The organism is Streptomyces sp. NPDC101219, from assembly GCF_044767675.1.
Taxonomy (GTDB): Bacteria; Actinomycetota; Actinomycetes; order Streptomycetales; family Streptomycetaceae; genus Streptomyces.
In genome coordinates this window covers 181,602-193,136 of record NZ_JBIWOK010000002.1, presented here as the reverse complement: position 1 = coordinate 193,136, position 11,535 = coordinate 181,602, and the positions used below count along the sequence as shown (strand labels likewise).

Below are 11,535 nucleotides of genomic sequence, written 5' to 3'. Positions count from 1 at the left end.
TATGGCGATGCCGTGACGCGGGCGGAATTCCGGGGCTCCGGTGTGCCGATTCGCCTTGCGGCGGGCCGCTGTTCACCGTTTGTTGGATTCCGGTTGGGCCGCTCCTCGGAATTGCTTCCTAGCGTCTTCGACGTGCCAGCAAGTGCGACGAATTCCCTGCGAGTGGCCGTCCTCGCGGATTCCGACACCCGGTGGAAATGGGGCGCCCTCACCGCGCGCCGCATCGCCCCCGGGGACACGGAGATCCGCCTGGACGGATACCTCCTGCGCGGCCGTGCGACCCCCACCGCCCGCCAGCTCACCGAGGTCGGTGCCCCGGCGGACGGCCTGAGCGAGGTCACCGCCGCACAGTTCCTGCACGCCATGGGCGAGGAGCCCTGCGACCTGGTGGTCCTTGCCCTGGTCGGCGGGGGAGTGCAGGCGATGCTGCACGGGCTCGGACGGGTCTGGCAAAACCGCCCCGACCGGCCCGTGGTGGTCACCGGCTACGTCGGGATCGTCTACGAGAAGCTGGCCGACGGCCTGCTGCTGCGCCACGGGGCCGACGTGGTCCTCGCCAACTCCCGCCGGGACGCGGAGCGTTTCCGCGCCGTGTACGAGGGCGTGGGCGCCGACGCCTCCGCGGTGACCGAGGTGGCGCTGCCCTTCCTGGGCGGGGAGCCGTACACCCGCGAACACACCCCCTACACGGTGGTGTTCGCCGCCCAGCCCTCCGTGCCGGACAACCGCCGCGACCGCGCCTACCTGCTGGACCGACTGGTACGGCACGCCCGCCGTCACCCGGAGCGCGAGGTGCTGCTCAAGCTGCGCTCCAAGCCCGGCGAACACACCACGCACCTGGAGGAAGTGCCCTACCAGAAGCTGGCCCGGCGCCTCGACCTCCCCGCCAACCTCCGCCTCGTCCACGGCCACATGGGCGAGGTCCTGGACCGCACCGACCTGCTCGTCACCGTCAGCTCCACGGCCGCCCTGGAGTCCCTGCACCGCCGCATCCCCACGGCCGTCCTCACCGACCTCGGTGTCCGCGAGGCGCTCGGCAACCACCACTTCGTCGGCTCCGGCTGCCTCACCTCCTGGGACCGGCTCGACGCCGGCCACCGCCCGGAACCCGACCCGGAGTGGGTGGCGGGACAGGGCGTGGCCCCGGGCGGCACGGCCTCCGGGACAGACTCGTACGAGCACGCCTTCGCCGCGGCCCGCGCCCGCATCGGCGCCCTGCTCGGCCGCCCCGGCGGACTCCCGCCGCTGGCCCCGTACTACACGGCCGCCACCGCGCCCGGCTACCTGCCCGGCGTCCTCGCCCGCCACCACCTCGCCCCGGACGGCGCCCCGCTGCCCGGCGCCCCCGCGTCCGACCGGGCCCCGGGCCCGATCCGGCAGGTCGTGCGCCGGGCCGCCCGCGGTGCCTACCGGCACGGCGTGCAGCGGGTGGCCCCCGCGATCCGCCGGATGGGGGAGCTGTGACCCCGCCGCCGGACACCCCGCCCCCGGCTCCAGGAGCTGATCCCATGTCCCTTCCGCCCACGGCCCGCCGGGTGCTCGCCGTGATCCCCGCCCGCGGCGGCTCCAAGGGAGTGCCCGCGAAGAACCTCGCCCCCGTCGGCGGGGTCCCCCTGGTGGCCCGCGCCGTGCGCGCGTGCCGGGCTGCGCGGCACGTCACGGACGTCGTCGTCTCCACCGACGACCCGGCCATCGCCGACGTCGCCCGGCGGGCCGGCGCGGAGGTCGTCGTGCGGCCCGCCGCCCTCTCCGGTGACACCGCCTCCTCCGAGGCGGCCGTCCTGCACGCCCTGGACGCCCACGAGGACACCCACGGCGCCCCGGTCGACGTGGTGCTGCTCGTGCAGTGCACCAGCCCCTTCCTGAGCGCCGGGGACGTCGACGCGGTGGCCGCCGCGGTCGTCGGCGGCCGCGCCGACACGGCCGTCACCGTCGCCCCGTTCCACGGCTTCCTGTGGCGGGACGGCGAGGACGGCGGGGACGGGCGCGGCGCCGCCGCCGGTGCCGGGGCCGCCGGCGGTCACGGCGTCAACCACGACAAGTCCGTCCGCCCCCGCCGCCAGGACCGCCCGCAGGACCTGCTGGAGACCGGCGCCGCCTACGCCATGGACGCGGCCGGCTTCCGCGCCCACCGGCACCGCTTCTTCGGCCGCACCGAACCCGTGCGCACCGACCCGGCCCGTGTCCTGGAGATCGACGACCCGCACGACCTCGCCCGGGCCCGCGCCCTCGCCCCGCTCCTCGACGCGGGCGAGCCCGGCGCCCGGCCGACGGCCGCCGACCTCGACGCGGTCGTCCTCGACTTCGACGGCACCCAGACCGACGACCGGGTGCTGATCGACTCCGACGGACGGGAGTTCGTCGCCGTGCACCGCGGCGACGGGCTCGGCGTCGCGGCCCTGCGCCGCAGCGGCCTGAGGCTGCTGATCCTGTCCACGGAACAGAACCCGGTCGTCGCCGCCCGCGCGCGCAAGCTGCGCGTCCCCGTGCTGCACGGCGTCGACCGCAAGGACCTCGCCCTCAAGCAGTGGTGCGAGGAACAGGGCATCGCTCCCGAGCGCGTGCTCTACGTCGGCAACGACGTCAACGACCTCCCGTGCCTCGCCCTCGTCGGCTGGCCCGTGGCGGTCGCCAGTGCCCACGACGCCGTACGCGGCGCCGCCCGCGCGGTCACCACCCTCCCCGGCGGTGACGGCGCGATCCGGGAGATCGCCGGCTGGATCCTCGGCCCCTCCCTCGATTCCCTCCCCAGGTAAGGAAACCACCGGTCATGAGCACCAACTCCCGCATCCGCACCCTCGGTCCGCGCGAAGCCGGCCCCGGCCGCCCCGTCTACATCACCGGCGAGATCGGCATCAACCACAACGGCGACATCGAGAACGCGTTCAAGCTGATCGATGCCGCCGCCGAGGCCGGCTGCGACGCCGTCAAGTTCCAGAAGCGCACCCCGGAGATCTGCACGCCGCGCGACCAGTGGGACATCGAGCGCGACACCCCCTGGGGCCGGATGACCTACATCGACTACCGACACCGTGTGGAGTTCGGCGAGGACGAGTACCGCCAGATCGACGCCTACTGCCGGAAGAAGGGCATCGACTGGTTCGCCTCCCCGTGGGACACCGAGGCCGTCGCCTTCCTGGAGAAGTTCGACGTCCCCGCCCACAAGGTGGCCTCCGCCTCCCTCACCGACGACGAACTGCTGCGCGCACTGCGGGCGACGGGCCGCACGATCGTCCTGTCCACCGGCATGTCCACCCCGAAGCAGATCCGCCACGCGGTCGAGGTCCTGGGCTCGGACAACATCCTGCTCTGCCACGCCACCTCCACCTACCCGGCGAAGGCCGAGGAGCTCAACCTGCGGGTGATCCACACCCTCCAGCAGGAGTACCCGAACGTCCCCATCGGCTACTCCGGCCACGAGACCGGCCTGCAGACCACCCTGGCCGCCGTCGCCCTCGGCGCCGCCTTCGTCGAGCGCCACATCACCCTCGACCGCGCCATGTGGGGATCCGACCAGGCCGCGTCCGTCGAGCCCGGGGGCCTGAGCCGCCTCGTCCGCGACATCCGCACCATCGAGGCGTCCCTCGGCGACGGAGTGAAGCGGGTCTACGAGTCCGAGCTGGGCCCGATGAAGAAGCTGCGCCGCGTCCCCGGCGTGGTCGCCGACGCCGAGATCGCCGCGGCGGCGGGCGAGCCGCTGACGGTCTGAGACACGGACGGTGTGACACGCCGATGAGCCCACGCGCCGGGAGCACCGGCCCCCACACGCTCGCCTTCGTCGAGAGTCCGGTGCAACTGCTCAACGTGCTGGAGTGGGCGCACGCGCACGCTCCCGGCGCGGGCCTCACCCTGGTGGTGCTGTCCCCCGTCGACCCCATGACGCGCGGCCAGCTGCGCCGCATGTGCGGGCTGGCCCGCGAGGAGGGCCACCAGGTCCGCTGGGAGGAGGCCCGCGGCGGTCCCGGCGCCCCGCTGCGCACCGTCGGGGGCCTCACGGCCGCCCTGCGCCGCGCCGACCGGGTCGTCCTCGGCGACCCCTTCTCGCGCTACGTCCAGCTGCTGCTGACCCTCACCCGGGCGCCCGCCCTGGTCGTCGTCGACGACGGCACCGCGACCATGGAGTTCGTCGGCCAGCTCGCCCGTGGCGAACGCCTGGTCCGCTGGCACCGCAAGGGCGGCCGGCCCGGCCCCCGGGACCTGCTGCTCGCCCCGGTGTCCGCCGCCGCCCGCCGCCGGCTCACCCCGGGCGGCACGCGCACCGTCGAGGTGTTCTCCGCCATGCCGGTCGACGCCACCCCGCCCGGTGTGACGGTGCGGGCGCACACCTTCGCCTGGACCCGGGACCGCTTCGGGCCGCCGCGCGTCACCGGCGGCGCCGACCTGGTGGGCACGTCGCTGGTGGAGACCGGCGTGGTGGACGCCGACGCCTACCTGGAGGCGGTCCGCTCCCTCGCCCGGACCCACGGCGCGACCCGCTACTTCGCGCACCGGCGCGAGAGCGCGGCCAAACTGCACCGGATGGCGGGCGTGACGGGGCTGGAGATCGTGCGGCCCGACCTGCCCCTGGAACTGGTCGCCCGGCGCGGGCCCGTCGCCCGCACCGTCCTCAGCTTCCCGTCCACCGTGGTGCACACCCTGCCCCTGGCCCTGTCGGGCACGAAGGTCCGGGTCGCGGTCTGCGACATCGACCCCGCCTGGCTCACCGACGGCGCCTCCCCGCGGGCCGGGGGCTTCCTGGCCGGGGTCACCCGCACGGCCCGCGACGCCCACCGCCTGACGGCGGTACCAGGGGTCCCGGGGGTGCGCACCGCACCGGCGGTCTGAGGCCGGGCCGCGCCCCTCGGTGCCGCCGTCGGGCGGTGGGCCGTAAGCCGCTGTAGGCCCTCAGTCCTCAGCCGCCGTGGGTCCCCGCGCCGTCAGCCCTGCCCGTCCCCGTGCCGTCGCCGCAGTCCGGGCCGCCGTCCGGGCCGCCGTCCGGGTCGGCGGGCGGGCGCCGGGCCAGCAGCAGGGCCCGGGGGCGGGTCTCGCCTGGCCCCGGTGCGCGCAGCACCCGGGCCGTGACGTCCAGTCCGCCCTTGCGGAGGTGGCCGGTCACCGTCTCCGGGGTGCGCCAGTGGCAGTCCAGGGAGACGGCGTGGCCGAAGCGTTCCGCCACGTGGGCCCGTTCGTCCTCGTCGCCGGACTGGAAGGCGAGCAGAACCGGGGCGCCCGGGACCAGGACCCGGTGAAACTCGGCGAACAGTGCGGCCAGGTGGCCGTCCGGCACATGGATGACGGAGTACAGCGCCACGATGCCGCCCAGCGTCGCGTCCGGCAGGTCCAGCGAGGTCATCGTGCCGACGTGGAAACGCAGCCCGGGATGGGCCCGGCGGGCCAGGGCCACCATGCGCGGCGAGAGGTCCACCCCGAAGACGGGCAGCCCCAGGTCGTGCAGGCGCGCCGTGACGTACCCGGGGCCGCTGCCGAGGTCGGCGACCGGGGGCGGGGCGGCGCCCGCGGGGGCGGCCGCCCGGGCCAGTTCCGCGAACGCGGCGAGCAGGCCGCGCTCCAGCGGCAGCACGGCCAGGCCGTCGGCGAAGCGGGCGGTGTACTCCGCCGCGATGGCGTCGTAGGACTCACGCGTGGCCCGGAGGAACTCCGGCTGATCGGCGGACATGGAGCCGCACCCTAGGGGATGCGGACGGCACCACGGAGGGGATCCGGCCGAGGGGACCGGGAACGGCCCCGGGTGTCCTCGGGGCGAACCGACCGGCGTGGCCGGGGCGATGCGTGGTATCCGTGGGAAGGTGGAGGGGTGGCCTGTTCTCTCGCCGCCGGAGGCCGGGACTGTGATCGATCTCACGTCCCGGCGGGTGTGGAGGGCCCTCAACCCCGCGGAGGAGCGGCAGTTTACCCAGCCACACGCACAGCTATGCGTAGGGCAGTCAGTTTTTCTTCCCCTAACGGACTGATTTTTCTTGATCGAGCACCGGTCGAGGTCGCTGGCGCCCTACTCTTCAAAGGGTGAAGCCACTGATGTCACTGGAGTCCGAGATCGAACTCGCCGGCGGAGCCGTGCTTCCCGGCGCGCTGCCCGAGGAGCTCCGTGCCGAGCTCGTCCTGTTCCGGCGGGACATGCACCGGCACCCGGAACTCGGCCACCAGGAGTTCCGCACCACCGCGGCGATCAAGGAGCGGCTGGAGCGCGCCGGTCTCCGGCCGCGGGTGCTCTCCAGCGGGACCGGACTGATCTGTGACATCGGCGTGGGCGAGATCCCCGGCGCGGAACGGGTGCTCGCCATGCGGGCCGACATCGACGGCCTGCCGATCCCCGACATGAAGACCGACTGCCCGTACCGCTCCACCGTGCCCGACCGCGCGCACGCCTGCGGTCACGACGTGCACACCACCGTCGTCCTGGGCGCCGGGCTGATCCTCGCCGACCTGCACCGGCAGGGGCTGCTGACCCGCCCCGTGCGGCTGATCTTCCAGCCCGCCGAAGAGGTGCTGCCCGGCGGTGCCGCCGACGTCATCGCGGACGGCGCGCTCGACGGCGTCGGCCGGATCATCGCCGTGCACTGCGACCCGCGGGTCGACGCGGGCCGGATCGGACTGCGCCAGGGACCGATCACTTCGGCGTGCGACCGTCTGGAGATCTCCCTCGACGGCCCCGGCGGCCACACCGCCCGCCCGCACCTGACCACCGACCTGGTCACCGCCGCCGCCCGGGTCGTCACCGACGTGCCCGCCCTGGTCGGCCGGCGCGTCGACACCCGCAGCGGTCTCGCCGTCACCTGGGGCCGGATCGAATCCGGCCACGCGCCCAACGTGATCCCGCAGCACGCCGAACTCTCCGGCACCGTGCGCTGCCTGGACCTGGAGACCTGGCGGCAGGCCGCCGACGTCGTGGTCGCCGCCATCGACGAGGTCGCCAACCTGCACCGCGCCAAGTCGGAGATCAACTACGTGCGCGGGGTGCCGCCGGTCGTCAACGAGGCCGGAGTGACCGAACTGCTCCGCGACGCCATGATCGCGCGGCGCGGGGTGGAGTCCGTCGAGGGCACCGAACAGAGCCTCGGCGGCGAGGACTTCTCCTGGTACCTGGAGCACGTCCCCGGCGCGATGGCCCGCCTCGGCGTCCGTCCCCCGGGCGAGCGCACGGTGCGTGACCTGCACCAGGGCGACTTCGACGTCGACGAGCACGCCATCACCGTCGGCGTGGAGCTCTTCACCGCCGCCGCGCTGCTCGACACGCTGCGCTAGGGCCTCTCGTTCGGATCAGGACGGGCTCGCGGGCCCCGGTGCCTGATCCGGCCTGATCCAAACGGAAGACCCTACGGCCGGCTGTAGTAGGCGATCTTGTCGTCGAGGACCTCCATGGCCCGGCGCAGTGCCGCCACGCGCTGCTCCAGGGTGGCTCGGTGCTCGCGCAGGAAGGCGACCCGGTCCTGCGCGGAACGGTCGGTGCGCAGGATGGCCACGAACTCCCGCAGGTCCGCGATGCCGAGGCCGGCGTCCCGCAGGCACGTGACCAGGCCGATCCAGAAGATGTCGTCCTCGGTGTACTCCCTGCGCCCACCGGGGGAGCGCCGGACCGGTCCGATCAGCCCCTCGCGTTCGTAGTAGCGCAGGGTGTCCAGGGAGACGCCGGTGCGGCCGGCCGCCGCTGCCGGGGTGAGGCGCGTGGTCACGGGGCTCCTTGTCCGGCCGTCGTCAGCGGGCTTCGGCGAAGCGCGCCAGGTGCTCGTCGCTCAGCCGCACACGGTGTGCGGCGAGTGCCTCCTCGATCTGCTCCACCCGGCTCACACCGACGATCGGGTCGATCCCACGGTGCATCAGCCAGGCGAGGACGACCTGGTTCCGAGTGGCCGCCAGCTCGCCGGCCACCTCGTCCAGGACCGCGAGCACCCGGGTGGTACCGGGGTGATCATAGGTCGGTGGCAGCGGCTTGTCGGTGCGCACGTAGGAACCCCACATCAGCGAGCTGTACGACCACACGCTGAGCCCCTCCGACCGCGCTAGGTCCAGGTCCTCCTCGGTGAGCAGGCGATGGCCGCTCTCCGCGAGCGGGGTGAGGGGACGCGGCTGGACGAGCGAGTGGCGCAGCTGCAGCGCCGTCCACGGCTCCACGCCCTGCTCGCGGGCGAGCGACCGGGCGCGCTCGACGCGCCAGGCGGCGTGATTGGCGGCCCCGACGCGCAGCACCGTTCCCTTCGTGACCAGCTCGCCGAACGCACCGACGGTCTCCTCCAGCGGCACGGTCCGGTCCTCGGCGTGAGCCCAGAGGAGATCGACGTGGTCGACCCCGAGACGCTCCAGGCTCCCCTCGACACCCCTGCGGACCGCGGGGGCGGACAACCCTTCGGCGCTCTGGGGCCAGGAGTGCGCGACGAGCGGGTCCTGCCGGACCTTCGTCGCGATCCGCACCGTGTCGCGTGCGCCGGGGCGGGACCGGAGCCAGGCGCCGATGACCCGCTCGCTGGCACCGCCGAGGCCGCTGGAATCGACCCAGAAGGAGTAGCAGTTCGCGGTGTCGAGCCAGACGCCGCCTCCGTCGATGAAGGAATCGAGGATCGCGAAGGCTTCCTCCTGGCCGACGCGGGTGCCGAAGTCCATCGTCCCGAGGACGATGCGGGAAGCAGTGGTGTTGAGGTCCATGCCCTTCATCCTTGGATCTGGAGCGCGCTCCAGATCAAGTCCGTTCGCGAAATCGAGCGCGGAACGGGGTGACAGCGGTGACGAACACGCGGTGCCGCATGCGACCCCGGCGCGACTCATGCACCGTCCCGGCCGGTCCTCCCGGCGCTCGCCTCTCCCGTCCCACCCGTCCCACCCGTCCCCCGTCCGCCCGTCCGGGTTGCGGCTCAGGCGGGGCGGGGGCAGCGTGGTGGCGTGCCGTCAGGCATGCGCGCCTCACCGATTGCCCCTTTTCCGCCCCGGCGGTCCCCCTGGTTCACAAGGGCGTAACCGGCCAGCGGCACGAATGGATAACGGCCCCGCGAAACCCCGTTCCCAGGAGTGTCTACGCGCGTTAATGTGCGCCGAACCGAGCACCCGCTGCGGGGCTTTGGAGAATGGGGAACTTCAGATGCGTCGGACATCGAAACTGACTCGCGTCGCGGTGGGGGTCGCGTCGCTCGCACTCGCCGCCACGGCCTGCGGCGGCACCAGCAGTGACAACGGCGACAGCGGCGGCAGTTCCAAGGAGGACCTCGGTCTCGCCATCGCCTACGACATCGGCGGAAAGGGCGACCAGTCCTTCAACGACGCCGCCTACGCGGGTCTGCAGAAGGCCCAGAAGGAGTTCGGCTACAAGACCGCCGACGTCGAGCCCACCGAGGGCGAGACGGACGCGGACAAGGAGCAGCGCCTGTCCTCGCTGGCCAAGCAGGGCTACAACCCCGTGATCGGCGTCGGCTTCGCCTACGGTCCGGCGATGGAGGCGGTCGCCGCCAAGTACCCGAAGACCACCTTCGGCATCGTCGACTCCGTGGTCGAGGGCGACAACGTCGCCTCCCTGGTCTTCGCCGAGGAGCAGGCGTCCTATCTCGCGGGCGTCGCCGCCGCCAAGGCCACCAAGACCGACGTCGTCGGCTTCGTGGGCGGTGTGGACATCCCGCTGATCCACAAGTTCGAGGCCGGCTTCCAGCAGGGCGTCAAGGCGACCGACCCCAAGGTCAGGGTCGTCGCCCAGTACCTGACGCAGACGGCGGAGGAGGGCGGCTTCTCCAGCCCCGACAAGGGCAAGGCCGCCGCCGAGGGCCAGATCGAGAAGAAGGCCGACGTCATCTACCAGGCGGCCGGTCTGTCCGGGCAGGGCGTCATCGAGGCCGCCGCCAAGGCGAAGGTCTGGGCGATCGGTGTCGACTCCGACCAGTTCAAGCAGGAAGCCCTCGCGCCCTACAGGGACTACATCCTCACCTCCGCCCTGAAGGACGTCGGCGGGGCGGTGTTCGCCCTCGCCGAGTCGGTCCAGGACGACAAGCCGCTGACCGGCACCCAGGTCTTCGACCTCAAGGTGGACGGCGTGGGCCTGTCCGACAGCAACCCGAAGATGGCCGAGGTCCCGGGCCTGACCGATGCCGTGGCCGAGGCCAAGAAGGGCATCGTCGACGGGACGATCACCGTCAAGACGGAGTAGCCGCAGCAGCCGGGCGTCGCCGGCGGTCCGAGGTGCCCGGCGGGCACCGGCGGGCGGCCGACGGGACCGGGAGAAAAGCACGCGAAGCGGGCGGGTGGCCGAGAGGCGCCCGCCCGCTTCGCCGTGTCCGCAGTGGCCCCTCTCACATCACCCAGGGCCACGCCCTCTTCGCAGTCGGCAACGCCGTGGCCAGGGCGTACGGCGGCTTGGGCACGGGCGCATAACAAGGTGGACAGAAGGGGTTTTCAGGCAGGTCTACGCGCGTTAATCTGCGGCGAAGCCAGCGCCGTTGCTGAAACCGTCCGGCGCTTTGTACGACAGGAGCACCACACCATGCGCCGGATTTCCCGGATCACGGTCGCAGGCGCAGCGACCGCCTCCCTGGCCCTCGCTCTCGCCGCCTGCGGCGGCACCTCGACGTCCTCCTCCTCGGACTCCTCCGGGTCGAAGGAGGACAAGGGCCTGGCCATCGCGTACGACGTCGGCGGCCGCGGCGACCAGTCCTTCAACGACGCCGCCTACGCGGGCCTGAAGAAGGCCCAGGACGAGTTCGGCTACAAGACCGCCGACGTCGAGCCCACCGACGGCGAGACGGACGCGGACAAGGAGCAGCGCCTCGCCTCGCTGGCCAAGCAGGGTTACAACCCCGTCATCGGGGTGGGCTACGCCTACGCCGCCGCCGTGAAGGGGGCCGCGGAGAAGTTCCCGGACACCACCTTCGGCATCGTCGACGACGCCACCGTCGAGGCGGACAACGTCGCGGACCTGGTCTTCTCCGAGGAGGAGGCGTCCTACCTGGCCGGCGTCGCCGCCGCCGAGACCACCAAGAGCAACGTCGTCGGCTTCATCGGCGGTGTGGACATCCCGCTGATCCACAAGTTCCGCGCGGGCTTCGAGCAGGGTGTCAAGGACACCAACCCGAAGACCAAGGTCATCTCGCAGTTCCTGACCCAGACCGCGGAGGAGGGCGGCTTCTCCAGCCCCGACAAGGGCAAGAGCGCCGCCGAGGGCCAGATCGAGAAGAAGGCCGACGTCGTCTACGCGGCCGCCGGTCTCTCGGGCCAGGGCGTCATCGAGGCCGCCGCCGCCAACAAGGTGTGGGCGATCGGTGTCGACTCCGACCAGTACAAGCAGGAAGCCCTCGCCAAGTACAAGGACTCGATCCTCACCTCGGCGATGAAGGATGTCGCCAAGGCGGTGTACAACCTGGCGCAGTCGGTCGAGGACGGCAAGCCCGCGACCGGTATCGTCAAGGGCGATCTGAAGACGGGTGAGGTGAGCCTGTCGAACTCCAACCCGAAGTTCGCGGACGACGCCGAGCTCCAGGCAGCCATCGAGAAGGCCAAGGAGAAGATCATCAGCGGCGAGATCAAGGTCAAGTCCAGCTGACACCCCCTCCGAACGACCCTGAGCAG

The 11,535-nt window shown here is 72.7% G+C and carries 10 protein-coding genes; 7 read left to right on the top strand and 3 right to left on the bottom strand.

Translation table 11 applies throughout. The features are described from left to right. Positions 1-132 precede the first annotated feature (132 nt). The 4 genes from ACIRPP_RS04135 to ACIRPP_RS04120 are packed head-to-tail and all read left to right on the top strand — an operon-like array spanning position 133 to position 4,824. The gene (locus ACIRPP_RS04135; RefSeq protein ID WP_403637853.1) at positions 133-1,464 is read left to right on the top strand and encodes a DUF6716 putative glycosyltransferase; all 1,332 of its coding nucleotides are present in this window, start codon (positions 133-135) and stop codon (positions 1,462-1,464) included. Between the two features lie 44 nt (positions 1,465-1,508). Next, a complete protein-coding gene (locus ACIRPP_RS04130) occupies positions 1,509-2,756 on the top strand; it encodes a cytidylyltransferase domain-containing protein (protein WP_403637851.1) in 1,248 nt (415 codons plus the stop codon). A 14-nt stretch (positions 2,757-2,770) separates the two neighbouring features. Next, a complete protein-coding gene (locus ACIRPP_RS04125; RefSeq protein WP_403637849.1) occupies positions 2,771-3,709 on the top strand; it encodes an N-acetylneuraminate synthase family protein in 939 nt (312 codons plus the stop codon). A gap of 23 nt (positions 3,710-3,732) precedes the next feature. Then, entirely contained in the window at positions 3,733-4,824 is a 1,092-nt protein-coding gene (locus ACIRPP_RS04120; RefSeq protein WP_403637847.1) for a hypothetical protein, read from the top strand. A 67-nt stretch (positions 4,825-4,891) separates the two neighbouring features. On the opposite strand, the gene ACIRPP_RS04115 is transcribed toward ACIRPP_RS04120, so the two are convergent. Continuing rightward, entirely contained in the window at positions 4,892-5,656 is a 765-nt protein-coding gene (locus ACIRPP_RS04115) for a class I SAM-dependent methyltransferase (RefSeq protein WP_403637845.1), read from the bottom strand. Positions 5,657-6,015: 359 nt separating this feature from the next. Between ACIRPP_RS04115 and ACIRPP_RS04110 the strand changes: the two genes are divergently transcribed. Further along, positions 6,016-7,242, top strand: a complete 1,227-nt coding sequence (locus ACIRPP_RS04110; protein WP_403638324.1) for an amidohydrolase — start codon at positions 6,016-6,018, stop codon at positions 7,240-7,242. 71 nt (positions 7,243-7,313) lie between these two features. Here the strand turns inward: ACIRPP_RS04110 and ACIRPP_RS04105 are convergent, their stop codons facing one another. Together ACIRPP_RS04105 and ACIRPP_RS04100 are read right to left on the bottom strand one after the other, a co-directional pair. Then, a complete protein-coding gene (locus ACIRPP_RS04105; protein WP_403637843.1) occupies positions 7,314-7,670 on the bottom strand; it encodes a MerR family transcriptional regulator in 357 nt (118 codons plus the stop codon). Between the two features lie 22 nt (positions 7,671-7,692). Further along, a complete protein-coding gene (locus tag ACIRPP_RS04100) occupies positions 7,693-8,637 on the bottom strand; it encodes an aldo/keto reductase (protein ID WP_403637841.1) in 945 nt (314 codons plus the stop codon). Between the two features lie 430 nt (positions 8,638-9,067). Here ACIRPP_RS04100 and ACIRPP_RS04095 point away from each other — a divergent pair, with 430 nt between their 5' ends. Together ACIRPP_RS04095 and ACIRPP_RS04090 are read left to right on the top strand one after the other, a co-directional pair. Next, positions 9,068-10,120 (top strand): BMP family protein, encoded by a 1,053-nt coding sequence (locus ACIRPP_RS04095; protein WP_403637839.1) that lies wholly within the window; start codon positions 9,068-9,070, stop codon positions 10,118-10,120. 333 nt (positions 10,121-10,453) lie between these two features. Further along, positions 10,454-11,509, top strand: coding sequence for a BMP family protein (locus tag ACIRPP_RS04090; RefSeq protein WP_403637838.1), 1,056 nt, complete (start codon positions 10,454-10,456; stop codon positions 11,507-11,509). Positions 11,510-11,535: the final 26 nt, after the last annotated feature.

Bases quoted from the DNA above. Each gene is read 5' to 3' on its own strand.
- ACIRPP_RS04120 (WP_403637847.1), top strand. From the start codon at position 3,733: ATGAGCCCACGCGCCGGGAGCACCGGCCCCCACACGCTCGCCTTCGTC.
- ACIRPP_RS04110 (WP_403638324.1), top strand. From the start codon at position 6,016: ATGTCACTGGAGTCCGAGATCGAACTCGCCGGCGGAGCCGTGCTTCCC.
- ACIRPP_RS04115 (WP_403637845.1), bottom strand. From the start codon at position 5,656: ATGTCCGCCGATCAGCCGGAGTTCCTCCGGGCCACGCGTGAGTCCTAC.
- ACIRPP_RS04095 (WP_403637839.1), top strand. From the start codon at position 9,068: ATGCGTCGGACATCGAAACTGACTCGCGTCGCGGTGGGGGTCGCGTCG.
- ACIRPP_RS04130 (WP_403637851.1), top strand. From the start codon at position 1,509: ATGTCCCTTCCGCCCACGGCCCGCCGGGTGCTCGCCGTGATCCCCGCC.
- ACIRPP_RS04090 (WP_403637838.1), top strand. From the start codon at position 10,454: ATGCGCCGGATTTCCCGGATCACGGTCGCAGGCGCAGCGACCGCCTCC.
- ACIRPP_RS04100 (WP_403637841.1), bottom strand. From the start codon at position 8,637: ATGGACCTCAACACCACTGCTTCCCGCATCGTCCTCGGGACGATGGAC.
- ACIRPP_RS04125 (WP_403637849.1), top strand. From the start codon at position 2,771: ATGAGCACCAACTCCCGCATCCGCACCCTCGGTCCGCGCGAAGCCGGC.